This window comes from Stratiformator vulcanicus (assembly GCF_007744515.1).
Lineage (GTDB): Bacteria > Planctomycetota > Planctomycetia > Planctomycetales > Planctomycetaceae > Stratiformator > Stratiformator vulcanicus.
Genome location: NZ_CP036268.1, coordinates 874,434 through 900,017 on the forward strand (window position 1 = coordinate 874,434; position 25,584 = coordinate 900,017).

Annotated in this window: 25 protein-coding genes; 16 read left to right on the forward strand and 9 right to left on the reverse strand. The window is 59.2% G+C overall.

All coding sequences use genetic code 11. The annotated features are described in order from the left end of the window. The first annotated feature begins 41 nt into the window (after window positions 1–41). From Pan189_RS03190 to Pan189_RS03220, 7 genes are all read left to right on the forward strand, one after another. Window positions 42–941, forward strand: coding sequence for an RDD family protein (locus tag Pan189_RS03190; protein WP_145362517.1), 900 nt, complete (start codon window positions 42–44; stop codon window positions 939–941). After that, window positions 938–1,963: a stage II sporulation protein M gene (locus Pan189_RS03195; RefSeq protein ID WP_145362518.1), complete on the forward strand. Its 1,026-nt coding sequence runs from the start codon at window positions 938–940 to the stop codon at window positions 1,961–1,963. The genes Pan189_RS03190 and Pan189_RS03195 overlap by 4 nt, the downstream gene beginning before the upstream one ends. After that, window positions 1,960–3,192 (forward strand): hypothetical protein, encoded by a 1,233-nt coding sequence (locus Pan189_RS03200; protein ID WP_145362519.1) that lies wholly within the window; start codon window positions 1,960–1,962, stop codon window positions 3,190–3,192. The genes Pan189_RS03195 and Pan189_RS03200 overlap by 4 nt, the downstream gene beginning before the upstream one ends. A 9-nt stretch (window positions 3,193–3,201) precedes the next feature. Next, entirely contained in the window at window positions 3,202–4,065 is an 864-nt protein-coding gene (locus Pan189_RS03205; RefSeq protein WP_145362520.1) for a DUF4129 domain-containing protein, read from the forward strand. Continuing rightward, entirely contained in the window at window positions 4,062–5,243 is a 1,182-nt protein-coding gene (locus Pan189_RS03210; protein WP_145362521.1) for a DUF4350 domain-containing protein, read from the forward strand. The genes Pan189_RS03205 and Pan189_RS03210 overlap by 4 nt, the downstream gene beginning before the upstream one ends. A 246-nt stretch (window positions 5,244–5,489) precedes the next feature. After that, entirely contained in the window at window positions 5,490–7,430 is a 1,941-nt protein-coding gene (locus tag Pan189_RS03215; protein ID WP_145362522.1) for a polysaccharide biosynthesis/export family protein, read from the forward strand. 99 nt (window positions 7,431–7,529) lie between these two features. Then, the gene (locus tag Pan189_RS03220; RefSeq protein WP_145362523.1) at window positions 7,530–8,558 is read left to right on the forward strand and encodes a disk-shape morphogenesis protein volactin; all 1,029 of its coding nucleotides are present in this window, start codon (window positions 7,530–7,532) and stop codon (window positions 8,556–8,558) included. Window positions 8,559–8,612: 54 nt separating this feature from the next. On the opposite strand, the gene Pan189_RS03225 is transcribed toward Pan189_RS03220, so the two are convergent. The 3 genes from Pan189_RS03225 to eno all read right to left on the reverse strand — a co-directional run bounded on the left by Pan189_RS03225 (window position 8,613) and on the right by eno (window position 11,302). Beyond that, window positions 8,613–8,936: a hypothetical protein gene (locus Pan189_RS03225; RefSeq protein ID WP_145362524.1), complete on the reverse strand. Its 324-nt coding sequence runs from the start codon at window positions 8,934–8,936 to the stop codon at window positions 8,613–8,615. 302 nt (window positions 8,937–9,238) lie between these two features. Continuing rightward, on the reverse strand, window positions 9,239–9,856 hold the full coding sequence (locus tag Pan189_RS03230; RefSeq protein WP_310821023.1) for a hypothetical protein: 618 nt from the start codon (window positions 9,854–9,856) through the stop codon (window positions 9,239–9,241). A gap of 180 nt (window positions 9,857–10,036) precedes the next feature. After that, window positions 10,037–11,302, reverse strand: a complete 1,266-nt coding sequence (eno, locus tag Pan189_RS03235; RefSeq protein ID WP_145362526.1) for a phosphopyruvate hydratase — start codon at window positions 11,300–11,302, stop codon at window positions 10,037–10,039. Between the two features lie 581 nt (window positions 11,303–11,883). On the opposite strand from eno, the gene Pan189_RS03240 reads away from it, so the two are divergent. The 7 genes from Pan189_RS03240 to Pan189_RS03270 all read left to right on the forward strand — a co-directional run bounded on the left by Pan189_RS03240 (window position 11,884) and on the right by Pan189_RS03270 (window position 17,759). Beyond that, window positions 11,884–12,993, forward strand: coding sequence for a DUF444 family protein (locus Pan189_RS03240; RefSeq protein ID WP_145362527.1), 1,110 nt, complete (start codon window positions 11,884–11,886; stop codon window positions 12,991–12,993). Window positions 12,994–13,057: 64 nt separating this feature from the next. Continuing rightward, the gene (locus tag Pan189_RS03245) at window positions 13,058–13,642 is read left to right on the forward strand and encodes a Uma2 family endonuclease (protein ID WP_310821024.1); all 585 of its coding nucleotides are present in this window, start codon (window positions 13,058–13,060) and stop codon (window positions 13,640–13,642) included. A 93-nt stretch (window positions 13,643–13,735) separates the two neighbouring features. Then, window positions 13,736–15,241 (forward strand): SpoVR family protein, encoded by a 1,506-nt coding sequence (locus Pan189_RS03250; protein ID WP_145362529.1) that lies wholly within the window; start codon window positions 13,736–13,738, stop codon window positions 15,239–15,241. Between the two features lie 185 nt (window positions 15,242–15,426). Beyond that, the gene (locus Pan189_RS03255; protein WP_310821025.1) at window positions 15,427–15,795 is read left to right on the forward strand and encodes a hypothetical protein; all 369 of its coding nucleotides are present in this window, start codon (window positions 15,427–15,429) and stop codon (window positions 15,793–15,795) included. Window positions 15,796–15,809: 14 nt separating this feature from the next. Then, a complete protein-coding gene (locus Pan189_RS03260) occupies window positions 15,810–16,175 on the forward strand; it encodes a hypothetical protein (RefSeq protein WP_145362531.1) in 366 nt (121 codons plus the stop codon). Then, window positions 16,175–16,516 (forward strand): hypothetical protein, encoded by a 342-nt coding sequence (locus Pan189_RS03265; protein WP_145362532.1) that lies wholly within the window; start codon window positions 16,175–16,177, stop codon window positions 16,514–16,516. Before Pan189_RS03260 ends, Pan189_RS03265 begins: the two co-directional genes overlap by 1 nt. 16 nt (window positions 16,517–16,532) lie before the next feature. Further along, a complete protein-coding gene (locus tag Pan189_RS03270; RefSeq protein ID WP_145362533.1) occupies window positions 16,533–17,759 on the forward strand; it encodes a mandelate racemase/muconate lactonizing enzyme family protein in 1,227 nt (408 codons plus the stop codon). A 4-nt stretch (window positions 17,760–17,763) separates the two neighbouring features. On the opposite strand, the gene Pan189_RS03275 is transcribed toward Pan189_RS03270, so the two are convergent. Both Pan189_RS03275 and hpt read right to left on the reverse strand, forming a co-directional pair. Continuing rightward, the gene (locus tag Pan189_RS03275) at window positions 17,764–18,831 is read right to left on the reverse strand and encodes an ABC transporter ATP-binding protein (protein ID WP_145362534.1); all 1,068 of its coding nucleotides are present in this window, start codon (window positions 18,829–18,831) and stop codon (window positions 17,764–17,766) included. Between the two features lie 77 nt (window positions 18,832–18,908). Continuing rightward, window positions 18,909–19,439 carry a hypoxanthine phosphoribosyltransferase gene (gene hpt / locus Pan189_RS03280; RefSeq protein ID WP_310821027.1) on the reverse strand — a complete coding sequence of 177 codons (531 nt, stop codon included), beginning with the start codon at window positions 19,437–19,439 and terminating at the stop codon, window positions 18,909–18,911. An 84-nt stretch (window positions 19,440–19,523) separates the two neighbouring features. Between hpt and Pan189_RS03285 the strand changes: the two genes are divergently transcribed. After that, entirely contained in the window at window positions 19,524–20,234 is a 711-nt protein-coding gene (locus Pan189_RS03285; protein ID WP_145362536.1) for an alpha/beta hydrolase-fold protein, read from the forward strand. A gap of 304 nt (window positions 20,235–20,538) precedes the next feature. Here Pan189_RS03285 and Pan189_RS03290 read toward each other — a convergent pair whose 3' ends face one another. The 4 genes from Pan189_RS03290 to Pan189_RS03305 all read right to left on the reverse strand — a co-directional run bounded on the left by Pan189_RS03290 (window position 20,539) and on the right by Pan189_RS03305 (window position 25,259). Continuing rightward, window positions 20,539–21,057 carry a hypothetical protein gene (locus tag Pan189_RS03290; RefSeq protein ID WP_145362537.1) on the reverse strand — a complete coding sequence of 173 codons (519 nt, stop codon included), beginning with the start codon at window positions 21,055–21,057 and terminating at the stop codon, window positions 20,539–20,541. A 158-nt stretch (window positions 21,058–21,215) separates the two neighbouring features. Continuing rightward, on the reverse strand, window positions 21,216–22,961 hold the full coding sequence (locus tag Pan189_RS03295; protein ID WP_145362538.1) for a sugar phosphorylase: 1,746 nt from the start codon (window positions 22,959–22,961) through the stop codon (window positions 21,216–21,218). 31 nt (window positions 22,962–22,992) lie between these two features. Next, complete coding sequence (locus tag Pan189_RS03300) at window positions 22,993–24,261, reverse strand: glycosyltransferase family 4 protein (RefSeq protein ID WP_145362539.1); 1,269 nt, start codon at window positions 24,259–24,261, stop codon at window positions 22,993–22,995. Window positions 24,262–24,377: 116 nt separating this feature from the next. Continuing rightward, window positions 24,378–25,259 carry an HAD family hydrolase gene (locus tag Pan189_RS03305; protein WP_145362540.1) on the reverse strand — a complete coding sequence of 294 codons (882 nt, stop codon included), beginning with the start codon at window positions 25,257–25,259 and terminating at the stop codon, window positions 24,378–24,380. Here Pan189_RS03305 and Pan189_RS03310 point away from each other — a divergent pair. Continuing rightward, window positions 25,258–25,488: a hypothetical protein gene (locus tag Pan189_RS03310; RefSeq protein ID WP_145362541.1), complete on the forward strand. Its 231-nt coding sequence runs from the start codon at window positions 25,258–25,260 to the stop codon at window positions 25,486–25,488. The genes Pan189_RS03305 and Pan189_RS03310 overlap by 2 nt on opposite strands. Window positions 25,489–25,584 lie beyond the last annotated feature (96 nt).

Consider the following 25,584-nt stretch of genomic DNA (forward strand, 5'->3'; position numbering starts at 1 on the left):
ATTGGCAATGTAACGTAAAACGAAGTTAGTTCGCAGACTCCATGATTGCCCCCGCCGATCGCAAGAATTCAAGAACGCGGGATTGGCAGCGCACGGGCGATTCGCTCGACCGCGAACTGCCCGGGTTTTCTTTAAAGATCGTCACGCCCGAAAATGTCCGGCTGTCTTATACACCGGCCGGGCCCGGTAGCCGGGCCGCGGCTTATTTTATTGATATGGTGGTTCGCCTGATGGCGACGAGCGCGATTGCCGTGCCGATTATGTGTGCCGGTGTGTTGCTGCCCGGCACGGCTATCGGCGTATTTATGCTCATCATGTTTGCCAACACGTTCTTCTACTTCGTCTTATTAGAGTACTATTGGAATGGACGCTCGATCGGCAAACGCGTTTTCGGATTGCGGGTGATTCACGAACGGGGTTACCCCGTTACCTTCTGGACTTCGGTGACGCGGAACTTGCTGCGGATTGTTGATTCCCTCGGCTTCTACGGCATTGGCTTAATCTCGATGACCCTGTCGCCTGATTTTCGCCGCATCGGCGATTGGGTCGGGCGAACGATCGTGATTAAGGATCGACCGGCAAAACTGCCGACGCAGCCGGTCATCCTCGATAAAATTGAATCGCTTTCGCGGGGAGAGATTAATTCGTTCGTGCCTTCGCAGTCGGTGCTTTCTCTGATCGATCGATTTCTGGCCCGGCGGCATGTGCTTTCTGTGCGCCGCGGGCACCAGATGGCGCGGCCGCTCGCGATGGCGCTGGCCGAACGTCTTAATTTCAGCGGCGACGTCGACGTGGTCGCGAAATATCCGATGGCCTTCCTGGCACGGGTTCACGCCACCTTCTTGCGACGCAACGAAGTCGAACGGCAGGCCGGGGTCGCGGCAATTGACGGGCAAGACTCATTTGCGTCGGCCCGTGCGATCGGGAGGGGCGTGTCATGACCAAGCAGGACTTCATTAAGCGCCGCCGCGAGCATTGGGATCAATTTTCCGATTTGCTCGAGTCGATGGACAACGTGGTCGCTCGCACGAGGACGGCTGCCGACGTCGACAATCTTTCGCAAGGACTCCGCGAGATATCAGCCGATCTGGCAATTATTCGCGCGCAAGATTGGGACCCGGCGTTAGAGGCCTACCTTAATGATCTCGCAGCCCGCGGCTATAACGTCTTCTATTCAGCCCCGTCGGGAAGCATCGCGAAAGCGTCTCGGTATCTGACCGTCGATTTTCCGCGGTTGTTCCGATCGAATATCGGCTATTTCGTAGCGGCCTCTCTCCTATTCTTCGGGCCGTTTGTGGCGTCGTGGATCGCGGTCGCTGCAAATGTGGAATTGGCAAAGAAGGTCCTTCCGCCGGCGAACTTAGAGCAGTTTGATCAGATGTACGGCCCGGCCGAACAGAGTGATGACGCGAGCGGCGAGGAAGAAGAGGAACTGAGCTTCGGCGGGTTCGGTGAAGAACGCAATTTGATGTTCGGCTTTTATGTGATGAACAACGCCGGGATTGCCATTCGCTGCTTTCTGCTCGGGGCGACCTTCGGGATTGGCACCGTGTACGTGCTCGTGTTTAACGGCATCGTGCTGGGGACGGTCTTCGGGTATGTGCAGGCGCAGGGCAATGGTGAGCGGCTCTTCAGTTTCGCGGTGTCTCACGGATCATTCGAACTGACGGCGATCGCGGTCGCCGGGGGCGCGGGTCTGATGATCGCCGATGCGATGATTCATCCGGGCAATCGTTCGCGGTTGGAGAGTCTCCGCGTTCGCGGTGTCGCGGCGATGCAGATCGGACTTGGCGCTGCCGCGATGCTGGTTGTCGCCGCGTTGATTGAGGCCTATTGGTCACCTCTGCCGATCGACCCGTCGATTAAGTACAGCATTGGCGGGCTGCTTTGGATCACGGTTGCGTTATACCTCGGCTTATCGGGCCGCGGCGCAGCGAGAGCGCCCGCCGAGGTGCGGAGATGAGTGGCGCAAAGTCTGAGCCGATTCCGACCGGTCGCAACGGCAAAGCAGCTCACAGCGACGGTCTCGCGACGGTGGCTTCCGTTCGATTGCCGTTAGAGCCGCGCAACGTCCTTGGTTGTCTTGACGCCGCGGCCGCGATCGTCGCGAATTTCGCGTCCGAGATCGGTCTGCTGGCGGCAGCGGTGCTTGCCCCGTCGATCGCGATTGTCTTCACGATTTGTCGATTCGCCGGAGGCGATTTGCGGGTTGCACTCGTCGTGGTTTACACAACGGTCGTGCTGCTCAATCTGGTGATTCCCTCCGCGATGACGCGCGTTCTCTTTGATGGCCGATTCGATGTCGCCCCGCAGCAACGCTCGAATGCCGCACGATGGTGGGCCGCCGCACCCAACGCCGGCGCACTTGCCGGACTCGCGTTGCTCGTGATCGCTCTGATCGAATCGAGGTTTTTCGGTGGAGCGCGTTTGCCGAATTCGAATGGGTTTCTCATCTTTGCTTTGATCTGGGGCGGTGTCCTCGCCATGCGTTCGGCGATGCTGATCGCCAATCGCTTTCCCATGCCCCGGCAGGTCCGCCGCTTAATTCCCCGCCGGATCGTCAAGAGCGTCCTCGATGCGGCAGTGCCGGCAATGTTGTTTTTCGGGCCGACATCGGAGTGGAAGATTGCGGGCGGGATATTAATCCTTCCGGCGCTTCTGATCTCGGTTTGGGTGAGCGTTCGCTCTGCATTCGCGACGGAGCGAGCCGCGTTTCGAAGTCGCAACCCGGAACTCCATAACGCTCGAGCCGATGCGCTGTTTCGGGGGATTGACTCTCGTAGCGAATCGCTCGGCCGCGGCTTCGTGTTGGCGGGATTGACGATGCTATTCACCGCGGTGCTTTGTTGGACACTGCAATGGTTGTATTCGACGGCGACGGGGACGGCATCGTTCGGCGGAGCGTTCGTGGAGATGACTCAGGTCTCTGATCAATGGCTTATTCTGCGCGGCGTGTTAGCCGACCCGGTCGTTGCAACGTGTTTCGTCGCGGCCGCTATTTGCGCGTGGATCGTGTGCCGGATCGCGTGGTACTTTGGCTATCTCGATACCCGGGTTCGGTTCGACTGCTGGGATCTAGAATTGGAGATCGGCAAAGAACTCGAGTCACTCGGTCCGGCTTCGTCGGCCGAACGGAGAGCGAGCAGCCGGACGACCGCTGTCGCGGATACTTCCTCGAACGTAGCAACGTAGCGCTTCCGCATGAACAGATTGATCGACACCCGACAGAGCAGAAATCGGCTGAGCGGCGTCGCGTCTGTCGCGCTTGTGGTCGCGGCGTTTTTCGGACTATCGACACATGTCGTCGCTGCGGAATCGGCTGAGGGAGCGGAGGCGAATTACGTTTCGGACGGGTTGGGGTGGGACGACGACGTCTTCACGGCTGAAGAGATTCGCGATGCCGCCGAGTCGGTCATGCAGTCTCCCGACTTGCAACGGTTTGCCGATTTCGAGGGCCAAGCTTCCGGTGGCGAGAAGACGAAGAAGGAGCCGGAGACCGCCAAGCAACCGCAGTCGTCGCGATCGAATCAAACATCGATTCGGTCCGCCGGATTGCTCGGCGAATTGTTCGGCGGTTTACTCCACTTGTTCGCCTACGGACTGATCGGGATCGTTGTGCTGGCGATCGTCTATCTCGTGTTCCGAGCGCTGAGCGAACGGCAATCGCGCGGGGCGATGGGATCGGTCAACGAAGCGACGATTGTCGATGTCGAAGAAGAAGGGGTCGACGCCGGAGCCGTGGGGTTGGGATCAGATCAACGGCGGGACGCGGCCGTCGAGGCTGCGCGCGAAGGACGCTTCGGGGAGGCGATCGCCTTGCTGCTGATCGGTTTGCTCGCGCGGTTAGAACGTGCCGGCATGATCCGCCCCCGTCGAGGTTTGACCCACTTTGACTACCTGCGGGCCGCCCGCAGTGAACCGTCGCTTTATGAGGCGCTTAAGGCCGTACTCCGCATCTATCACCCGATCGGATTCGGCCGGCGCTCGGCCGATCGGACCGCGTTCGAACAGTCTCTCTCCGCTTATGATCGTGCCACCGTGCCGGTCGCGGAGGCGACGACGTGAAGTTGCGATCCCACTTTGAAACTGATTTGCGTTGGGCGGCGGCGGTACTGATCGCAATCGTGTTGCCCGTCACCCTGCCCGATCTCACGCCCCCCGATCCCTCCGACAGCTACTCTGATAACGCACTCGGCAAACTCGCCGCCGTCCGCTTGTGTGATGCGCTCGGAGTGGAAGCGCGACGAAATACGGAGGACTTAACGCGGGTGCTCGGCGATACGAGCAAATTCGATCCGTGGGAAACAGTGCTGGTCCTCGCGGGACCGGCTCGCTACCCGACCCCCGCCGAGTGGTCGGTCCTGCTCGACTGGATCGACGAAGGCGGAGCGGTCGTGCTCGCGGCGAACAGTGCCCAACCTGAATTCGAAGTTCCGGGCTACGACATCGCTGTCGTCGAGTTGGGGGAACCACTTGAGGTCGCCCCCGATGATGAGAGTGGCGATCTAATTCTTGACTGGGGTGACGCCGTCGATTCCTACGCTTGGACGTCTTACGGCCGGATCGAAGGTTCCGGCGTCGAACCGATCCTGGAGATCGACGGCACCGTTCAAGCCGGACGCATCGCCATCGGCGACGGCGAACTGACGATCGTCGCGACCGATTCACCGCTGACCAATATCGGCCTCGGTCGCGGTTTGACGAGTGTGATCACATGGCGTCTGCTCGAGGGGGCGACGTACATCCGAAGCGTCTATGTGTTCGACGAATCTCTCAACGTCTCGGGCACGCCGCGGATCGTTTCGCTTCTGATTTCCGAGCCCTTTCGCCCGTTCACGATGCAATGCCTCATCGCATTGCTGCTGTTCGCGTGGTGGCAGTCGCGGCCGTTCGGACCGGGCATCGCCGTCGCCGATCCGGTTCGAGACGATATCGTCGCCCACGCGGACGCAGCCGGCACCCTGCACTACCGCCAGGGAGACGGTCGCCGGTTGCTGATCCGGTATCGCGAAGCACTCATTTCCGATCTAAAACTGCGGCGCTTGAAAGGGCGTGAAGATCGCGTGCTCGCCCCGATCGCGGACCGAATGAACAGCTCCGTCGCTGATGTCCGCGCGGTCTTTCGTGAGACGGGAAGTAATGCGAAGGCCCCGCGTGATCGCGCCGCGGCCGCCCGGCTAATTCGCCGACTCGCCGAAGTCCGTGAAGCCTCCGGCAGGCCGACTCCGCAGGGCGAGAACTGAAATCGCCGCTCGATCGCGAACGAGCGACGGGTCCGCGTCCGATTCGCAACTCTTTCTCGATTCAATACTTACGTCGTTGGTTCCTCGGTCACGTCGAATCGCTCTTCGCCGCGAGTTTTCAAGATCGCTTGGCTATCGAAGTTTGCTTCAGCGGGCCGACCGTTTGTGCCGATGAGGTAAACTATGCGGTTTTTTCCGCCGAGGAACCGTCGTCTGCGCTGCGGCCGACAACGAAGGATGCGCCGAATGAAGACCTTGCGATCCGATCGAATCACCACGTTTGGGGCTGCCGGTATCGTCTGCGCCGGATTGTGCATCGCGATGCCAATCCGGACCGAGGCGGCCGGCCCGAGAGCCCAGACCGCAACGCGGCACCAAGTTCAATCATTCCAAAATGGCGCGACGTCGGCGACGTACATCGGAGTCATCGGGCAGATCGCGCGACCGGGCTCGTATCATTTCGATTCAGCCAGTCCCACCATCGGTGAGGTCTTGAAAGTTGCCGGTCCGCTGACGGACGAAGCAACCGGCTCGGTGCGGATCATTCGCCACGGACGAACCGGAATTCAAATGTCGGTCCGCCCCGGCAGTGACTATCGCCTCGTCCCCGGTGACGTGCTTGTGATCGATGGCACGAGGGGGCGGCGGTTCGGTGTCACCGGCGTGACACAGACGGCGTATCGCGCGGAGCGAAAATTTGCCAAGACAAATGATGCGGCGCGACCGGCCGTGCAATTGGCCGTGGTCGGGATCGCCGAACGACCGGTAATTCTGAAGGTGGCCGGAGAACGGGCAACGCCGCGGGCGATGGTCGCGAGCCTCGGTCAAACCCACCTCGATCCCGCGCGGGACATCCACGTGATCGCCGCCGGAATGAATGGCAAGGCGATATCGGATCGGCCCCTGCCGGAAGGTTCGGTACTCGTGTTCGACCCGCGCCGCGTTCGCGCCGAAACGATTCCGACGTTGCCGGAGCCGATCGCCGTTGATGCCTCGGCAATCGCCCTGACCGATGGACAAGCCATTCCGCCGGCACCAACGACCGCAGCGCCGGCGCTTCCGCCGCTGCCGACCGGACCGGCGATCACCCCGGAACCGGCATTCGACGGTCCGGGCGAAATTTCGTCGATCGATGATGGCCCGCTGATGAGCGATCTGACATCGATTCCGAAGCTCGAAATGCTTCCGCCCCCGCCGACTGACAATCCACTACAGGTCGCCGATTCGACCGGTTCACACCTCTCCTTCATCGACCCGCCCGGCGGAGCTGCTTCCAACTCGATTTCCGGAACCGGAGTCGAAAATGTTCCGCCTCCGACCGAAGGGCTGACTACTGACTCCGGTGAGATCAAACTCGTCGAAGAAGGCGAAGCGACCGAACAAGTTGCGGAAGCCGGGACGGTCTCGACCATTCTGATTCTACTGACGTCGCTGCCGGCGGCCTTCGGACTCGGCACCTTGGTGTTTTTCGGTATCCGCCAATTCCTGGCGTTCCGATCCGACTTCCGCGCGTTCCCACTTCATCGCGATTGGGTGGCGACGATTCTTCGACGTTCACGCAGTGCCGTTGCCATCAGCGAAGAACGAGCGACCGCGCCAGCGAATCAAATCGCAGTGGCTGCCGCTCCGATTATCGCCGCCGTGCCGGAGCCGGAGGAATCACTTCCGGAAACGACTTCGCATCAAGAGGATGACGCGAACGTGGTGATCGCCGAGGAAGCGAGCCTCGCCGTCGAAACAGAGGTCACCACAACGGAGTCGGAAGAGACCGAGTTCGATTCCGCGCCGATTCCTGTTCAAGAATCAATCGCGATTGAAGAACCGATTTCTTCTGAAACGACGGAAGAAGTCGCGGACGATCCGTTCATGACGGCGATCGCGTTGATGTGCCACGCCGAATCGATCGAAGAAGAGCCGGTCCTCTGGCCCAGCGAACTCCATATTCACGGTCGCTCGACCGGCTTGGCCCGGCTGCGAGTCGACGCGGCCGAGAACGTGCTCGACGCTCCGCATTTTCTGCGGACCGGCGACGGACGTCAGCAGCAACGTGAAGCCGCAGAGACCGCCGCCGCGGTCTCACCGTCCTATCGCGTCGATGCCGCCGCCGAGGTGGCCGCGTCGAACTCCGCCGAGGATTCGCTCACCCGCGCTCTGGCCCGGCAGTACTCAAAGACCCCATCCGAATAATGGCGGGATTGCCCGCGACAGGTCTCCAAGGATTTTCAAGCCGCGCACGTCGCCGCCGACCAATTCCAATTTTGTCAGCGTTACGAATTGAGGTAAGCCATGAATATCGGTCTTGATCTCGGAACGGATCGATTTCGCTCGTTGCGCGCCATCGATGGCCGATTGGTCGCGCGTGCGGTGCCGTCGCGATGCAGTATGGTCGACGATACACCCGCGGCCCGCCGCCTGTTGGAGCGGGCTTCGCTCCCCTATGCGGTTTGCCAAAGCGATCTGATCCTCTTGGGAGAAGCCGCCTTGGAATCGGCGGCGCTCGTCGGGAAACCGTCGATCGAACTGCTGCCGGGCGGGAATGTCCCCTCGAACGATCCCCCGGCTCGGCAGGTCATCGCGGCGCTGATCGAGAGCCTATTGCCGGCCCCGACGCTGAGCGGGACACGCCCGGTTTGCGGGTTGGTTCTTCCCCACAGCGGAACGGCTGACGGAGCCGACTTCCTGACGCATCTGGTCGAGTTGCGAGGATACGTCGCAGAGCAAATTCGCGCCGCCGACGCGGTCGCCCTGGCAACGCTCAGTCAGGAAATGCTGACCGGAGCCGTGCTGACGTTAGGGGCGAACTCCGCCGAATTCGCCGTCATTCATCACGGTCGCCGTGCCGCTCACATTCTAATCGATGTCGGGACCGCCGATATCGATCGGGCGATCGCCGAAGCCGATGACCTGCACATCTACGACACCGCCGGAGTTCGCTTTCGTGACGACGCGAGCGTCGGTCGCTCCAGGGAAAATCTGAGTGGCAGCCTGCTCAATCCTGGCGATGCCCGGGCGAAGCAGATCGAAGCCGCCTACACGCGATGGCTCGACTCGATCATCCTGCAGGCGACTGAGCTAACCGGGAAGACGGTTATGGCCGGCGTGCCGGGGAAACTGCCCCTCGTCTGTGCCGGCGGTCCGACGCAGATTCGCGGGTTCGTTCCGTTTCTCGAATCGCGATTGCGTTCGGCCGACTTACCCTTTGACGTGTCGGAAATCCGCGTCGCGGACGCCGCTTACACGGCCGCCCGCGGAGCATTGGCACATGCGGAACTCACGCGGGCCGAAGCCCAACGCCCGACGGCAAAGGTGGCGTGAACGCGAACGGAGCCTGACCGCGAAGATAATTTCGCGGTCAACTTCCAACTCGGCTCAATCGCTTTCGACGAGGCTCCATTCGGGCAGGTCGGCCGTCTCGTTCGATCGCACTCGCGAACGGGCGAACTTCGGCCCGGCCAGCGTTTCATGAGCCGCGTGAACCTCGTGCGAGGTTCCCGGTGCCAGCGGAACGAACGATGAACGGCTCGGCTTCGCCATTTCGGCATCGCGCCGGGACATTTCGTCGAGCACGATCGGATGCCAGCCCGCGTTCCGTTCTTCGCCGGTGACGTAATTCTCGCGAGCCCATCGCCGCAATCGAAGTTCTCGGATCGGATCGAGCGGACGCCGATCGGCAATTCCAGTTTTTGTCGACATACGATTCCCTTTTCTACTGGTGAAGCTCCGCGAGCGGTGCGCCCGTCGTGCCGCACATGGCGAGTCCGTTATTCTCCCATCGGAAAAGTCAAGGGTGAGCGAAAGCAGAACGATCAGGCGGCTGACGCGTTCCCGGCAATCGGTGCCGGTCGCACCGGATCTGCCGCGTGTTGCCGATAATCGCTGGCGTCCGAAGAATCCGTCTGAGCCGAAGAGCCGATACGAAGCGGTTCGATCCGAGCTATGAGCGCGCGTTGGAGAATCGCATCACCGCTGCATCGCCGCCCTGCCCCGCCAACCGGTTAACGATGCGGGCCGGAGCGTCGATAGCGCCGCAGTCCGCGACGGGTCCACGCGGCGAGGTTCGACGTGGCGGCTTTGACTTCGCCCTCGCTGCGATCGCTGCTGAGGATCAGTCCGAAGACCATCAGCGACGCGGCAATCACGACGGCTGTGCAGCGAATCACGCTTGATTCCGCGATCGGACGCAACAGCATCGCCGCGGTTGATCCGCGGACGACCGAGGTCACCGGCTCATCCATCGGCGAGAACGACGGTTGCGACTTGAGGCGGAGCGACGGGTCGACCGGAATGACCTCTTCACCCTGACGCCCGGCTGCGAACTCGATCCTCGCGATTTGTTCGGCGAAGCCGGGATCATTTCGCAGAGTTCCGGCGATCGACTCGAGACGTTCGACCTGTCGGGCCAACTCGACCAGTTTGAGATGATCGGAGCGGTACGCGGTCGTCAACTCGTCGAGCCGAACGGCCTTTGGTGCCAGATGCACAATCGCCAGCAAGGCTGCGGCAATCGACATGGTGGCCAGCGCGATGCCGTCGATACGAGTCAACGGAAAACGGCGGTGGCGTCGACCCGGGGGAAAAGAAGGGCCATCCATGGCCGACGAGTCACCATCCATGTGACCGACTCAAGGAGCAGTTGTCAGAATTTGTTGTCAGATACGGTTGTCGAAATTAGAGCTGCATTAACAGTTTGGTATGGGGCAGCCGACTCGACGCGGGATGGGTTCTAGCAAGTCAAAAGCGGGTCGGCCATCCCGGTCCATCGGGATGTCGCGCGACCCAGGTCAACGCCTCGGTCAGGCAATCGTGCCGCCGTAATTGGCGTCGGCCCCGAGCAACTCTTCGATTCGCAGAAGTTGGTTGTACTTCGCGATTCGATCGGTCCGGCTCGCCGAGCCGGTCTTGATTTGTCCGGTATTGAGCGCCACGGCAAGATCGGCGATCGTGGTGTCTTCGGTCTCGCCAGAGCGGTGGCTCATGACGGCGGTGTAGCCGTTGCGATAGGCCGTCTGCACGGCTTCGATCGTTTCCGACAGCGTGCCGATCTGATTGACTTTGACCAAAATGCTGTTGGCGACTTCGTCTTCGATGCCTTTTTCCAAGCGTTTCACATTCGTGACGAACAGGTCGTCGCCGACCAGTTGGACTTCGTCGCCGACGGCATCGGTGAGCTTCTTCCAAGTCTCCCAGTCATCTTCCGCACAGGCATCTTCGATCGAGCAGATCGGGTATTTCTCAACCCAGCCTTTGAGCAGGTCAACGACTTCGTCTCCGCCGTAGCTTTTGCCTTCGATCGTGTATTTGCCGTCCGAGTAGTACTCGGTCGCGGCGCAATCGAGGGCGATCTTGATCTGTTCGCCGGGCGTGTAGCCGGCGTTTTCGATCGCCTTGAGAATCACGCCGATCGCTTCTTCGCTGTTGGGCAGATCGGGAGCGAACCCGCCTTCGTCACCGACGGCGGTACTCATCCCCTTGTCAGACAGCACCTTTTTGAGGTGGTGGAAGGTTTCGACGCCGGCCCGCAGGGCCTCGCTGAAATTGTCGAACCCGAGGGGCATCACCATGAATTCCTGCATGTCGATGCCGTTCGACGCGTGCTCCCCGCCGTTGATGATATTCATCATGGGAGCCGGCATCGTGTTGGCGCCGACGCCGCCGAGGTACTTGAACAGCGGCAGGAAACTCGACTTCGCGGCCGCATGGGCTGACGCCAGCGAGCAGGCGAGAATCGAGTTCGCCCCGAGTCGGCTCTTGTTCTCAGTGCCGTCGAGTTCGAGCATCACGCGATCGATTTGCATCTGATCGGTCGCATCGAGATCGACAAGCGCCTCGGCAATTTCTTCGTTGACGTTCTTGACCGCCTGGGAAACGCCTTTTCCCATGAAGCGGCTCTTGTCGCCGTCTCGCAATTCGTGGGCTTCGTGGGCACCGGTGCTGGCGCCGCTCGGGACGGCGGCCCGTCCGACCATGCCATCTTCGAGCACAACGTCGACCTCAACGGTCGGGTTTCCGCGGCTGTCGAGAATCTGTCTGCCATGGACCGAAGCGATCGCCATGCTCATTCCGCAAGCCTTTCACGATAAGCGCTCATCGTCCGATTTTGTCGAACCACGAGTATCGATGCGAATAGAAATAATCAGGCATTATTGAAGTGTCGCGTTCAACTGCCCTGCGGACGTTGCACGGCAGAAATCGTCGGGGTGAGCGACTCCGAAGATCGACACGTTCAGTCCCGACAGATCATCGGGACGGCGAGTTGTTGTATCAATCTCCCGGTGGAGTCTCCATCGACTTCGGGAAAGATTTTTGAAGCAATTGTGAATCCAATTCGGGCAGTTCGACTCATCGCTCGGCGCTGCAAGAGTTAGCGACATCGCAGAAAAATTTTCTTGACCCGCTGAGCTTGTGCAGAAAGTGTCGGCAAGCCGCTGCAGCGATTGATCTTCGACAGTTGTGGCAATTGCGATACGTTGGGAAATGGTTTCGCTCAAACCGCCGGTCGCCGCCGTCTCTGCTTCCCCACGGGGGGTGCGTATAATGTAGACTGGGAGTACTTTGCGACGGATCGCGACGATTCGTAGGACTCGAATACGACACGAACACAGGCGGCTCGAAGCATCGGCTTTGGGCCGAATGACCCATCATGAGCCGGGCCATAGATCAGGACATGCAGCGGTTCAAGGACATCGTCCGGGGCCGCATTCGCAAGGACCTGCGTCGCTACATAACCCATGGGGAACTCTACGGACGCAAGGGCCGTGAGACCGTGAGTATCCCCGTACCGAATGTCGAGACGCCACGGTTCCGTCACGGCAACAAAGGCTCCGGTGGCGTCGGACAGGGGGAAGGCGAAGACGGAACCCCGATCGGTCGCGGCGGCGATCAGGACGGCGACGGCACCGGCCAAGCCGGCAGCGAACCGGGCGGCCACGTGCGCGAGGTTGAGGTGACGCTGGACGAATTGGCCGAGATGCTCGCCGCCGAACTCGCGCTGCCCAACATCGAGCCCAAGGGCAAAGACAGCATCAAGAGCCGTAAGGACAAGTACTCAAGTATCCGCCGCACCGGCCCCGATTCCCTGCGTCACGTGAAACGAACCTACAAGCGAGCGCTCAAGCGGCAGATTGCGGCGGGCGAATTCAATCCGAAGGAGCCGCGGATCATCCCCGTCAGAGGCGACGAAGAATACCGCTCATGGAAACCGGTGCTGGAGCCGCAGGCCAACGCCGCGATCATCTACATGATGGATGTGTCCGGCTCGATGACCGATGAGCAGAAGGAGATCGTGCGGATCGAATCTTTCTGGATCGATACCTGGCTCAAAAAGCAGTACGACGGCGTCGAACGTCGCTACATCGTCCACGATGCCGTCGCCCATGAGGTCGATGAAGACACGTTCTACCGCACGCGCGAATCAGGCGGCACGCGCATCAGCAGTGCCTACAAGGCCTGTAGCATAATCATCGACCGCGACTTCCCGCCGGCCGACTGGAACATCTACTGCTTTCAGTTTTCCGATGGCGATAACTGGGGCGAAGACAACGAAGGCTGCCTGAAAGTACTGACCGACTCGATCCTGCCCCATTGCAACCTGTTCTGCTACGGGCAAGTCGAAAGCCCCTACGGCTCCGGCGACTACATCCGCGAACTCCGGCGCATTAAAGACGAATACGAGCAGATGATCCTATCGGAAATCGACGACAAGGATGCGATCTTCGATTCAATTAAGACGTTTCTGGGAACGGGGCGGTGAGGCGAGCCGGAAGCGTCAGCGCCCGGAGTTGGCTTCAACACGATTCAAACGAAATGAGCCCTTGATGAGCACCGCCATCCAACAGCGATTGACTCCCGAAGACCTGCTCGACATGCAGGACGGGGACCAATACGAACTTGTCGACGGACAACTGGTGGAGCCTGCGATGAGCACCGAGTCGGGTTGGTTAGCTAGCTGGATCGCGTTCGTGTTGACCGGCCATGTCGCCGAAAATGGCCACGCATGGGTCTGCTCAGAGACGGTTCAATATCGCTGCTTCCCCGACGACCCGAATCGTGTACGCAAGCCGGATGTCTCGGTACTGCTGAAATCAACTCGCCCGCAACGACCCGATCGCGAAGGCTTCTGCCTCGAACGCCCCGACATTGCGGTCGAAATTATCTCGCCAAGCGATGCGCTACTCGCGATTAAAGAGAAGCTGGCCGATTATCGTGCGGCGAAGATTCCCCTCATTTGGCTCGTGCATCCGGATGATCTGACGATATGGGTATACCGCGATGCCGCGAAGGAGCCGCAATATCTGGAGATCGACGACCAAGTCGATGGCGGCTCTGTCCTGCCCAACTTTCAAAAGAAGGTCGCGGAACTGTTTCCCCCCGAACTGGTCCAGGAGTTCCGACTAAAGTGAATCCGATTGGCTTTAAGCTAAATTTCTCACGCCCGGGTCGCGGTTCATCCAACTGTTAGCTCTTGACCCTCAACTCTCGACCCTCGACTCGAAATGCCCATCTCCACCCAACGCGAACTCCCCGCCGAAATCCGCTCCTTACAGGATCGGATCGAGGACAAGGCTCGGGAATACGGGCTTGATTTCTTCGAGACCATTTTTGAGATGGTCGACTACGAAGAGATGTCGATGCTCGCCGCCTACGGCGGCTTTCCGATCCGCTATCCGCACTGGAAGTTCGGCGCCGAATACGACGAAATGATGAAGTCGTACTCTTACGGCCTCTCGAAGATTTACGAGATGGTCATTAATACCGACCCGAGCTATGCCTATCTCTTGACCGCGAACGAGATGGCCGATCAGAAGCTCGTGATCGCGCATGTCTACGGTCACGTCGACTTTTTTAAGAACAACTACTGGTTCAGCCGGACTAATCGGCGAATGCTCGATCAGATGGCCAACCATGCCGCGAGGATTGGTCGGTATGTCGATCGCTACGGATTCGAAGAAGTCGAACGGATGATCGACTGCGCGCTTTCGATCGACGACCTGATCGACCCTCACCTTCCGTTCGTTGACCCGAAAGATCGCAAAAAAAGCGACAGCACCCCTGATGGCGACAAAGTCACCCCTCGCCGTTTTGAAGCGAAGGGTTACATGGATTCGTTCATTAATCCGCCCGAAGTGATGGCTTTGGAGGAGAGCGATCAGAAGGAGCGCAGGCGAGCCAGCGAAGAGAGTCGGTCATTTCCGGCCGCGCCTCAGCGGGACGTGCTGTTATTTCTCTTGGAACACTCGTCGCTCAAAGACTGGCAGCGAGACATCTTAAGCATCATTCGTGATGAGGCTTATTATTACGCTCCGCAGGGGCAGACGAAAATCATGAATGAGGGCTGGGCCAGCTATTGGCACACCACCATCATGACGCAATTCGCACTCGATCCTTCGGAGGTCGTCACCTACGCCGACCATCACTCCGGAACGATGGCGACAAGCCCGCAGCGACTCAATCCGTATAAGCTCGGCATCGAACTATTTCGTGACATCGAGGAGCGGTGGGACAAAGGGCAGTTCGGTTTGGAGTGGGAGCAATGCGATGATGTGGATCGGAAGGAAAACTGGAATCTCGATCTCGGGCTGGGTCGGGAAAAGATTTTTGAGGTCCGGCGGATCCACAATGACATTACTTTTATTGACGAATTCCTGACGCCGGAGTTCTGCGCGAAGCACAAGATGTTCAGTTTCGCCTATAATGACTCCAACGATTTCTATGAAATCGCCAGCCGCGAATTTCAAAAGATCAAACAGCAATTGCTGACGAGCTTGACCAATCACGGTCGTCCTGTCATTCGGGTTGTCGACGGCAACTTCGGCAACCGGGGCGAATTACTCTTAAAGCATGAGTTCCAAGGCATTGAGTTGCGACAGGACTACGCACGCGACGTAATGCAAAACCTGGAATTGCTCTGGGGCCGACCGGTCAATATTGAAACCGTCATCGACGAGGAGCCGGCCCTGATGACCTTCGACGGCGAAGAACACGACGTCGCGCCGATGTAAGAGATTGAAGAGTCTATAATCACCACTTTCCTTTGACCACTCGCTTGCCAGCAATGTCCGTCCAGCCTCAACTTGACACCGAATTGAAACGCCTTGCTGGCTTTAATGGGCCGGGGACGACGGTCTCGACATTGAACGCCGCAGGCGGTGTGGTGGTCTCCATTGAGTTCGTTGGGGTGGACTCCATGTCCGCGTCACTGAAGGAATTGACTGTTGACGTCCCTCATCTGGCGGGTGCGCCTTTCGACAAGCTCGAAGAGTGGGCCGCCGCATTAACGAAACGGATTACCTATCTCCTCGAAGGCCTCGGCGTGATCGAACTCGATCCGACTCACGATGAGGTACAGATTCGTTCGACGCCGCCGGACGCACAGGGGACGCAAACGCAGTATTACGAGATCATGCTTTCGAAATCGAACACCGGTCGCTTCACGCTCCGGCGATACTGGACCGACAAGACGACCTCAGGCCGAATGCTGGTCGACCTGCAGGTGACCCACGAGCAATTGCGAAAGCTCTGCCGCGACGTTCTCGATACGATTCCCGGGCCTTAGAAAGTACTGAAAACATGTCAGTAACGACCATCGCAACTGCCGGAAATACGACCGTGCCAGCGTGCTTGGCTATTCGACAGTTGGGTTACGACCTGAAGTTCCCCTCCGGAGATACCTGTCTTTGTGAAGCCGAAGGGCCGCTCGGCCGTTTCATTGCCGAGGATCCCGTAACGCTCTTGGGCCTTATCAAACTTCGTGAGACTCGTGGTGAAGACTGGATGGCATCTGACGCGGAAATTGAAGCTCATTCGAAACTCTTTGCTGACATTGAGTCGATTCGGCGTGGGCTCGACGACTCGCGAGCCGGACGGACCCGGCCGATTGAAGAGGTCGAAGCGGAACTGCGTCAGAACTTCTTCGAATCCGGCGGAGCGGTTTGATGCCACGTCCGATTCGGCTTACAGCTGAGACAGAGTCTCAATTGGCTCAAGCGACGGCATGGTATCAAGAGCGTTCAGGAATTTCGGAAATCGCCCGACAATGGTATGACGGCTTTTTAATTGAAATGAAAAAGCTTCGTTTCATTGAAGACGAGATCGGCCTGACTCCGCTTCAAGAGCAAGAGTTTTTCGAAGAACGACTATTCGAATTGCACTACGGGAGCGGTCGCAACAAGACACACCGGGCGATATTTCGGTTCGTCGGAGGCACAATTGAGATCGTTACGATACGCCATCTCTCACAACGTGGGCTGACGAACGATGACTTGAAATTTGACTAGTTCTTAATATTGTAAGATGGAATCGATAATCGCGACATTATTTGGCGAAAGACCACGTTCGCTCAATCGCCGCCGTTTTCTCGCAGGCTCAGCGGCCGGCCTTTTCACAGCTTATTGGACGGTCGCCGACGGAGGCGATCACGCTGAGGGCGGTTTAAAACTCCGCAAAAACCTCGCAGTTAAGTCGCTCGCGATTGCAGCCATTGAACTGCTGCAAGATCGCAACAGGTACTGGTGCCGGGTGAGTGGTCCCGAAACGGCCTTTGGGGTCGCCGAGGTTCCGAATCGGGTTATGAAGTCCCGCTCGCTGCTCAACGACGCGGTTGCCCCTTACTTTCTCGGTCGCGATGGCTGGAGCCTCGAAACGCTGGTCGATGGCGTTTACGTCGCGAACAGCAACTATAAATTGGGCGGTGTGCCATTTTGGATCTGCGTTGCGGCGGTTGAACTGGCAACGCTCGATATGCTCGGTCGGCAGGTGGGCAAGCCCGTCGGGGAGCTGTTTGCTGATCGACGGCGCAACGAAGTTCCGATCTATATTTCGCGCTTTAATCGGGATAACGCGGCCGCCGGCGAAGTAGCAAGTGTCGCTGACGTTCTTAAACGCACCGGCGCGACGGCTTGTAAGCTGAAGGTCGGTCGCCGGATGTCGAACACCAAAGCACAGGCGAGACGCGACCTTAAGATGGTCGAGCTCGCGCGAAGCGAATTCGGCGATGATGTCGCGATCTACCTCGACGCAAACGGCTCCTATACGACTGAGGGAGCGATTCGGCTGGGGCGGGAATTTGCCAAGTCGGGCGTCGGTTTTCTTGAAGAACCCTGCCCTTGGGAAGATTTTGAATCGACGCGACAGGTCGCCGAGGCTTTGGAGCTACCGATCGCCGGCGGGGAGCAGGACTCGAGCCTGCCGAAGCTTCGCTGGATGATGCGGCACGGGGCGCTGGACCTTGTGCAACCCGACCTGTTCTATCACGGCGGCATGATCCGCTGCCTTCGGCTCGCAAAGATTGCCGGCAAATTCGGTCTTAAGGTCACGCCACACAGTCCGAAGGTCGGGGGTCAGGCCAACCCAATGCTTCAATTTGCCTCGATCGTCCCGAACATCGGCCCCCATCAGGAATATCGCGAAACCGGCCGAATTAATGACGGAAAGGTCACGATCTCTGATACACCCGGTCTGGGAATTAAGTCTTCCGACCTTAAAAACGCGAAGTCGGTTTTGCGGGTGGTCGGGCAATAGAAAACTATTCGGGATCTGCGAGTGATCTGATTCGCGTTCCGCTCCGATCAAATAGATGAACGTGCTTCGGTTCGATAACGATGGCGGCCCGCCCCCGCGACGGCTCCTTCTCCGGCGTGACAGATAAAATTAGCGTTGCTTCTGCAGCGTTCGCCTCGACCAGAAGCATTCCGCCCAAGCGTTGAATGTCGCGGACCTCGGCCGCGATCGAGATCGTCGCGGAGGACGCGTCAACGCCCGGCGATGCGAACGAGCCGTGCTCAGGCCGGAAGCCGACGGTGGCCGTCCCTTCAGGAAAAGATTGAGACGGTATCGACTCAACCGGTAGCAAATTCATTGGCGGTGAACCGATGAAACCAGCCACAAATGTATTCGCAGGCCGGTCATAGACCTCGGCGGGCGGGCCGACTTGCTGGACCGTTCCGCCATTCATCACGGCGATGCGGTCGCCCAGCGTCATGGCCTCGGTCTGATCGTGGGTGACATAAACCATCGTGGCTTTTAATCGCTGATGCAGCGATTTCAGTTCGCGACGGAGCTGATCGCGGAGGGCCGCATCAAGGTTCGAGAGAGGTTCATCGAACAGAAAAGCCGCCGGTTGCCGCACGATCGCCCGTCCGACGGCTACCCTCTGCATCTGTCCGCCCGAGAGCTCCCTCGGCTTGCGATGCAGCAGATCGCCCAGCCCCAGCAGTACCGCAGTTTCCTCAACCCGACTGCGAATGGCCGCCTTCGAGTCGCCCCGCATCCGCAACGCGAAGCCGAGGTTGTTCTCGACCGACATGTGGGGATAGAGGGCGTAATTCTGGAACACCATCGCGACATCGCGATCTTTCGGCTCGGCGTGCGTGACATCGCGATCGCCGAGCTTAATCGACCCTGCCGTCACCTCTTCCAGTCCCGCGATCATCCGCAGCAGTGTCGACTTCCCGCAGCCGCTCGGCCCCAGCAATACGAGGAATTCCCCATCGGCAATCGTGAGCGAGACCTCTTCAACGGCGTGTACCGGATGTGGGTCACGCCCAGCTCGCCCGAAGGTCTTCGAAACGTCGGTGAGGGTCAGCGAGGACATTATAGAAATTGGGGCATCGGGGAATGAGATGTGACCTTAAGAATCGAATCAATTCAGTGAGCATCTTTCTTCACGGATCACTCATTCCCACGGAGATCTTCCGGTTCCAATTCCGCGACGTACGGCAGATGGCGAAATTCGTCCGCATAGTCGAGGCCGTAACCCACTACAAATCGGTCGGGGATTCGAAAGCAGTAATAATCGGGAATCCGCTCGACCTCCGAACGTCCCTCCTTCCAAAGCAGCACCGCCGAGCGGATCGAGGCGGGCTCTTCCTGCCGGACGCGTTCGTGCAGCGCGACGAGCGTGTGACCCGTGTCAAAGATATCATCGACCAATACGACGTCGCGGTCGCGCAGCTCAGGTAGCAGGCTGGCGTTGATCGACAGGTGGCCCGGTTCAGTCACCGCGCCGCGATAGCTGGAGGCTTGGATCAGTCCCACGCGATGAGGCAGCTCGATCTGCCGCATCAGGTCGGAGAGGAAAATCAAACTGCCGGTCAGCACGCCCAGCAGCGTCAGCGGCTTCCCCCGATAATCGGTCGCGATCCGCTCGCCCAATTCGGCGACCTTCTCGCGAATCTCGTCAGCTTCGATCAAAGTCTTCACGGCACGGGAGCCAGGGCGGAATACAATGGGGCCGGAGAGTTCGGACAGACCGAGCGCGAGCGGCGTTTCTACGGAGCAAGGTAAGTGAGTTGGCGAGAAGAATCGATCGAAGGGGTGACGGCGGATGTCTATCCACCCAGCGAAGCCGGCAACGCGGTGCTGTTGTTTTTGCATGGGCACACAGGCCGGACACTCAGGGACAACCCCGTCTGGACCGAACTGCTCGACCGGCACGGCTTCGGCTGCGTCTGCCCGCACGGGGCTCGGTGCTGGTGGCTGGATCGGCATTGCAGCGAGTTTGCTTCTGACAAGACCCCAATATCGTTTCTCCGAGAGAGCGTCGTTCCGTGGATCAGCGAGCAGTTCAACGTCGCTCCGCCACGCATCCCTTTGAGCGGCGTCAGTATGGGGGGGCAGGGTGCGCTTCAACTTTCGTATCGACAGCCGCGTGAGTTTCCGATTGTGGCCGCGATCAGCCCGGCGGTCGACTTTCAAATTTGGCACGGCCGCGGTTTGCCGCTCGATGAGATGTTTGCCACCGCCGAAGCCGCTCGCCAAGCGACGGCGATCCTCGAACTGCATCCACTGAACTGGCCGCGGCATCAGCTCATTCTGTGCGACCCGACCGATGAGGAATGGTTCGAAAGCGCCGAACGCCTCACGATGAAACTCTCGTCGATGGGCATCCCGCACGAACGCGACCTCGAAACCGAAGCCGGCGGCCACGGCTGGGAGTATTACGACGCGATGGCCCCGAAAGTAATGTCATTTATTGCAGAGCGCCTTGAAAAATAAGCGCTAAATAAAGCCCCGACCGGTAGGGAGGCGGATTAAAGTGGGGGTATCAACAAGAACCGCGGCTGGCATCGACGCAAAATCACCTCACACGAAAATGTTCTTCCGAGATTAAGGGGCCTTCGCTTCTCACTCTTAGATAGGGCAATTCGGGTGCCGGGGGCGTGTCGCCCCCCGGGTTGAGCCCGCATGTGAAATGCATCGGCTCCACGTCCTGTTCAAGAAAGTTGACGGCTATTCGGCTAATGCAAGAAGTAATCGAGCATCTCACTGCGGGGGCGACACGCCCCCGGCACCCTTGCGCTTAGAGGCGACTAGTTGTTGCACGACTCGGACCTATCGCGTCCGGGCTATCCTTGTCGAGCATCCAGATTGACCGCATAGTTTCTTCTGGTTGTTCGGGATTGAAAACGGGGCCACTCGTTGTGCAGGCGAGAGGAGCCCAGAAGCCGACCATCAGGTGGATCCCGGAGGCGAGAGCGAGACAGCCGCTATCAAGAAATCGCTCTTCAGGGTCGCTCGGCAATAGAAGGTCGGCAATCGGCGAACTCCAGATGTCGAAACGCCATCGGTAAGGCCCGGTGAACCACGAGTCCGAAGTCTGGTAGTCCGACGGCACTTCGACAGCCGGACACTCGATTCTCCCTTCCCGCATGTAATCAGGCGTTGGCAGTCGAAACGCGATGGAATTGTTTAATTCAATGATCACATCGCAAAAGTTGATTCGATCGTCTGACCCTGATTTGCAGATGATACGCCGCAGCTTTTGGCCGACGACAAGTTCTCGTGCGATTAGTGAATCAGACTCGGTGTGCTCTGGCATCTCCGCACCCAAATTGACGAAAACTGTTCTATAGAGGTGTCGCAAGAGGTCCCAGTGCGATCTTTGGGACGAGGCAACAGGTGCCGATGACTGAAGTATTCCTTTAAGATCTTTTGTGACTGGCCCGCCCGGACGTGTCGGTTCCGGGTCACCTTGGTTTAATGCCCCGCGTCCAGCCAAACTGTTCTTAGCGGCGGAATCGGGCGGTCGGTGGAGAGGGACTCGCCGGTGATCAGGTCGGTGCCTTTGGGGCATAGGACCCGGGCGGCGGCGGGTAGTTCGACGGGCTTTGATGACGTGTTGCAGGCGACGAGGATCGTCTGGCTTTCATCGACCGCCCGCCGGGCGAAAACCACCAATTCGGGGGGAGCATCGGCGAAGACGCTCTGCGGGGCGTCGGGATGAAATGCCTGCTGCTTGCGGCGGACCTTGAGCAGGCTGCGATAAGCATTAAACACCACAGCCTGCGGCGAAGACTCGTTGTTGACGATGCCCTCCAACTCGTCCAGCTCAAACTTTCGGCGATTAATGGTGCGGGCTCGCCCGGTCTTCGCCATCCCTCTTAAGTCGTTGAGTGTCCCGATGAGGCTGTGAAAATAAACGCCCGGGATGCCGCGAAGAGCCAGCATCACGGCTTGCGAGGCGAGGAATCGTCGAACAGGTCGATCCGACTGTTCGTCCGAATCGCTGTCGGCCATCGCGGAAAAATAAGTGATGTTGAGTTCGTAGGGGCTATCCGACCCGTCGGCGTTGCGGCGCGTGCTGACGCGTCCTCCGCGGGCTTTTACGGCGTCGGCTAATTCTTGAACTCGCTCGGGGGGCACGAGTCCCTCAAGCGGCCTCACGCCGATGCCGTCGTGTGAGGCCGTGAAATTAAAGTAAGTTCGGGACCCGCCGAAGTGCTCCAGCTTCGCGAGCCAGCGGATTAAATAGGTGGCGTCTTCATGCAGGAAGGCATCCAGCAGTAGGGGGGCGAGACTGAATTGATAGACCATCTGCGCTTCATCGCCGCGGTTCTCACCGGGGACGTTATCGCCGAAATAGCCGACGTTCTCCGAGTGCGGCACGTTCGTTTCGGTGAGCAGGATGGTGCCGGGGGCAAGCTCATCGAGCAGCACCCGCATTAACTTAACGACCGCGTGTGTCTCGGGAAGGTGAATACAGTTCGTCCCCAACTTCTTCCACAGGTAGGCTATCGCGTCGAGCCGAATAATTCGGCCGCCTTGCTTGGCGTAGGTCAGCAGCACGTCGAACATCTCAACGAGCACGTCCGGCTCGGCGAAATTAAGATCGACCTGATCGTCGCTGAATGTCGTCCAGACATGTTTGTCGCCGCGTGACGAGGCATATTGCGTCAGCAGCGGCAGGCTCCGAGGCCGGGTGACCATCGCAAGGCGCTCGTCTTCCGGGTCGGCTTCGATAAAGAAGTTCGTGTAAGGTTCCGTCCCCGCGAGATAGCCTTTGAAATAATCGCTGTGCTGCGAGCAATGATTCAGCACGAGGTCGTACATCACGTCGAATTGTTCACCGAGGGCGGCGACATCGTCCCAGGTGCCGACGTCGGGATCGATTTCGCGATAATCGATAACGCTGAATCCGTCGTCCGATGAATAAGGAAAACAGGGCAACAGGTGGACGGTGCTGAGCCCGTCTTTTAAACCGTGATCGAGCAGAAACTTTGTTTGCGCCGCCAAGGCCGCCCCTTCGCCGCCGCGGACCTGATCGCCGTACGTGATCAGGACGATATCGCGCTCATCCCACAGGCCGTCGGCATCGCGTTTCGGCAGGTCGGTGTAACGTCCGGCGAGTTCGTCCAATCGGCCGGCGACCTCGTCGACCCGGTCGGGGTAAAGCGGTTCGAGCAGCGAGCGAATTTTCGACAGTGCATCGTCAGACAGATTCATTAAAGCGCTCCCGGGCGGTCGCGGCTAAATATTAAAGGTCGTCCTGGCCGGTGAAGTTGCAGACGATGGCCCGCAACTTACGCAGAAGCACCGAGTAGCTGAAGAAGCGTTTCGCGAGTTCATAATTCAGGTCGACCATCGCTTCTCGATACGGGCGATCCTGTATGACGCGGCGGACGTCTTCAATGACGGATCGCGTTAAGAAGCCATCCATTGTAATGACGCGAAATCCCTTCGGCTCGATATCGGTCCGAAAGATCGAATAGCGGTTTACGAGGACAGGCTTACGAAAATAGAAGGCCTCCAATAACGCGTTGCCGAAACCTTCGTAGAGGCTGGGGTAGGTGATGAAATCGGCGTGTGGGTAGGTGTCCCACAGGGAATAGACTTTGCGGCCTTCGGCGTCCGAGTAACGCGTCTCACCGACCCGGGCCGCGACGAATCGCAGGTCGACGTTGGCATTGCTTGCCATTTCCATCAGGGCGTTTTGATATTCCTGCCCTTCGTCGCCCGACTCGTGAGTGACTACTAATTTGCACCGCGGGTCGTTCAATTGGGCGAGGAGGTTAATCGAGTGTTCGATGCCTTTTCGGGGGACGACGCGGGTCGGCTGGAGGATAAGGATATCGTCCGGCGCGATATTAATCTCTTTTCGAAAATCACTGGAATAAAGGTCGCAGGCTTCCGGTTCCTGATCGAAATCGAGCACGTTGGGAATCAGGATCGAACTGCATCCGGTGCGCCACGAAAGGTCTTCCTGGGCGGGGGAATTAATGGTGACGTGCTGAATGCTGGGTAATTTGGGCGGGAACGCCATCTCGAGATAATCCCCGACGGCGTTGACCATGAAGCGGTCTCGCTCCCAATAAAAGTCGTGATGGTGCGCGATCGTGGGAAAGCCGGTTTCCGCGATGAAGTTCGTGAGTGCGACGCCGAGCGGGATGTTCATGGGAATCGTGAGCGAGTTCTGCGCCACGAGAATGTCGATCCCGAACTTCTCCACGAACTCGTAGAGCGTGTCCTTGAGCCGATCGGCCATGTCCTTAATTTTTTTTGTCATCTCTTTCGAGCGTTTGATCTGCCCGAAGACGGCATCATTGATGGCAAGGATGTCTGGATGTCCGAAATAAGCCTCCGGCACGCACATGCTGATCGCCGGATCGCGGTCGAGTTTGCCGGCGTACCAGAAGCTGACGTGCCGGTGGTCCCACAAGACCTCCGCCCATTTCGAACTTTCGAGCGAAACGCCGTCGGTTCCGGCGAATCGGGTCGAAATAAAGCCGATGTGTTGCGCGTTCATGGTGTCGACTCAGGCTGCTCTCACGTTTCGCGGCGGGATGTCACCGGCATGCTGTTGTCAGTCAGGGAGAGCGCGAAGCCGGAGTGTCGACAATCGGGTCACGGTTTGCCAGTCGCTTAACCGGTTCGATCGGTCACAATCCCCGAAATTTGGGCGAGATCGGTCACGGTCACATCAGCGGTGACTCCCGTGACACGCGCATCATCCTCGCGCATCCGCAAACTGCGCGCGTCGCCGGCGAACAGCGCGGTGCGAAATCCGACCGCCGCCGCCGGGGTCACGTCGTTGAGCATGTCGTTGCCCACGTAGAGCGTTTCGGCCGGGGTGATGCCCAATTCGACCAGCGCCGCGGCCGCGGCTTCGTAGAGGAATCGCCCGGGCTTTGCCTGCAGATGCTCGTACGAAAAATACTCCAATCGCGGATCGAACCCGAGCTCCGCACGCGTTTGATCGAGCAGCGCCGGGAACAGCGCCGGCGTGAAAAATTGAGCGTTACTGACGATCCCCAGTTTGAGTCCGGCGTCGCGCAGAGCCTCGAGCGATTCCCGGCAGTGCGGCATCGGCCAGACCGGATTGACCCGCGATTCGTATTCGATCGCCAGTTGCTCGATCGCGTCGGGAGCCGGGACCTCTATGCCTGCCGCTTCGAGCGTCCGCCCCCACACGTCACGAATCTCGACTTCGGGGTACTCGGTCCCGCTCGTCCGCCGCTCTTCCTGAAACGTCTTGATCTCGGCGATCATTCGCTCGACGACTGTGTCCGCATCGGCGTCGAACTTGATCCCGCAGGCCTCGGCCGCGTCGGTGAAGGCCTTCCCCTTCGCCCCGGCGGCGGCGGTGCCGACATCGCCGCTCCCGCTGATGAACAGGGTTCCGTAGACGTCGAACATCACCGCCTTGATGCCCGCAATTGGGGTCAAATCGGGCCGGGCATTCGTTGAGTTCGGTTCGAGCTTCGAACTCAATCGGCGAATGACAGATTCGGGGGTTGCGATCATGTGTTGCCGCTCAGGCGGAGAGAACAATCTCGATCCATTCGGCGGACAGCGTAACTCGTCGATCCGCCTGTTCCTATGTCGGACGGAGCGCTATGTCGGTCGGAGAGCTGTGTCGGACGAAGAGCTGAGCCGGGCGGGGGGATGCCGAGTCGCCGGTGGCCTCAGCTTCCGCAATACCGTTCCTGACCGGCTCGATCCGCAAACTCCACGCGATCCGCACACTCTTTGAGACGATTTCATTTCGCCCCGCCGGTCGACTCAAGGGGATCGCGGCCGGGCGTCGATGCTCGATGCGTAGGGTCCTCCCGTACGCCGATGCTGCGCG

Excerpts from the sequence above, each read along its gene's own strand:
- Pan189_RS03295 (WP_145362538.1), bottom strand. The coding sequence starts at position 22,961 with ATGAATCTGTCTGACGATGCACTGTCGAAAATTCGCTCGCTGCTCGAA.
- Pan189_RS03275 (WP_145362534.1), bottom strand. The coding sequence starts at position 18,831 with ATGTCCTCGCTGACCCTCACCGACGTTTCGAAGACCTTCGGGCGAGCT.
- Pan189_RS03220 (WP_145362523.1), top strand. The coding sequence starts at position 7,530 with ATGAATATCGGTCTTGATCTCGGAACGGATCGATTTCGCTCGTTGCGC.
- Pan189_RS03190 (WP_145362517.1), top strand. The coding sequence starts at position 42 with ATGATTGCCCCCGCCGATCGCAAGAATTCAAGAACGCGGGATTGGCAG.
- Pan189_RS03245 (WP_310821024.1), top strand. The coding sequence starts at position 13,058 with ATGAGCACCGCCATCCAACAGCGATTGACTCCCGAAGACCTGCTCGAC.
- Pan189_RS03310 (WP_145362541.1), top strand. The coding sequence starts at position 25,258 with ATGTGTTGCCGCTCAGGCGGAGAGAACAATCTCGATCCATTCGGCGGA.
- Pan189_RS03300 (WP_145362539.1), bottom strand. The coding sequence starts at position 24,261 with ATGAACGCGCAACACATCGGCTTTATTTCGACCCGATTCGCCGGAACC.
- Pan189_RS03265 (WP_145362532.1), top strand. The coding sequence starts at position 16,175 with ATGCCACGTCCGATTCGGCTTACAGCTGAGACAGAGTCTCAATTGGCT.
- Pan189_RS03195 (WP_145362518.1), top strand. The coding sequence starts at position 938 with ATGACCAAGCAGGACTTCATTAAGCGCCGCCGCGAGCATTGGGATCAA.
- Pan189_RS03270 (WP_145362533.1), top strand. The coding sequence starts at position 16,533 with ATGGAATCGATAATCGCGACATTATTTGGCGAAAGACCACGTTCGCTC.
- Pan189_RS03225 (WP_145362524.1), bottom strand. The coding sequence starts at position 8,936 with ATGTCGACAAAAACTGGAATTGCCGATCGGCGTCCGCTCGATCCGATC.
- Pan189_RS03200 (WP_145362519.1), top strand. The coding sequence starts at position 1,960 with ATGAGTGGCGCAAAGTCTGAGCCGATTCCGACCGGTCGCAACGGCAAA.
- Pan189_RS03240 (WP_145362527.1), top strand. The coding sequence starts at position 11,884 with ATGAGCCGGGCCATAGATCAGGACATGCAGCGGTTCAAGGACATCGTC.
- Pan189_RS03260 (WP_145362531.1), top strand. The coding sequence starts at position 15,810 with ATGTCAGTAACGACCATCGCAACTGCCGGAAATACGACCGTGCCAGCG.
- Pan189_RS03205 (WP_145362520.1), top strand. The coding sequence starts at position 3,202 with ATGAACAGATTGATCGACACCCGACAGAGCAGAAATCGGCTGAGCGGC.
- Pan189_RS03305 (WP_145362540.1), bottom strand. The coding sequence starts at position 25,259 with ATGATCGCAACCCCCGAATCTGTCATTCGCCGATTGAGTTCGAAGCTC.
- Pan189_RS03215 (WP_145362522.1), top strand. The coding sequence starts at position 5,490 with ATGAAGACCTTGCGATCCGATCGAATCACCACGTTTGGGGCTGCCGGT.
- eno (WP_145362526.1), bottom strand. The coding sequence starts at position 11,302 with ATGAGCATGGCGATCGCTTCGGTCCATGGCAGACAGATTCTCGACAGC.
- Pan189_RS03250 (WP_145362529.1), top strand. The coding sequence starts at position 13,736 with ATGCCCATCTCCACCCAACGCGAACTCCCCGCCGAAATCCGCTCCTTA.
- Pan189_RS03230 (WP_310821023.1), bottom strand. The coding sequence starts at position 9,856 with ATGGATGGTGACTCGTCGGCCATGGATGGCCCTTCTTTTCCCCCGGGT.
- Pan189_RS03290 (WP_145362537.1), bottom strand. The coding sequence starts at position 21,057 with ATGCCAGAGCACACCGAGTCTGATTCACTAATCGCACGAGAACTTGTC.
- Pan189_RS03255 (WP_310821025.1), top strand. The coding sequence starts at position 15,427 with ATGTCCGCGTCACTGAAGGAATTGACTGTTGACGTCCCTCATCTGGCG.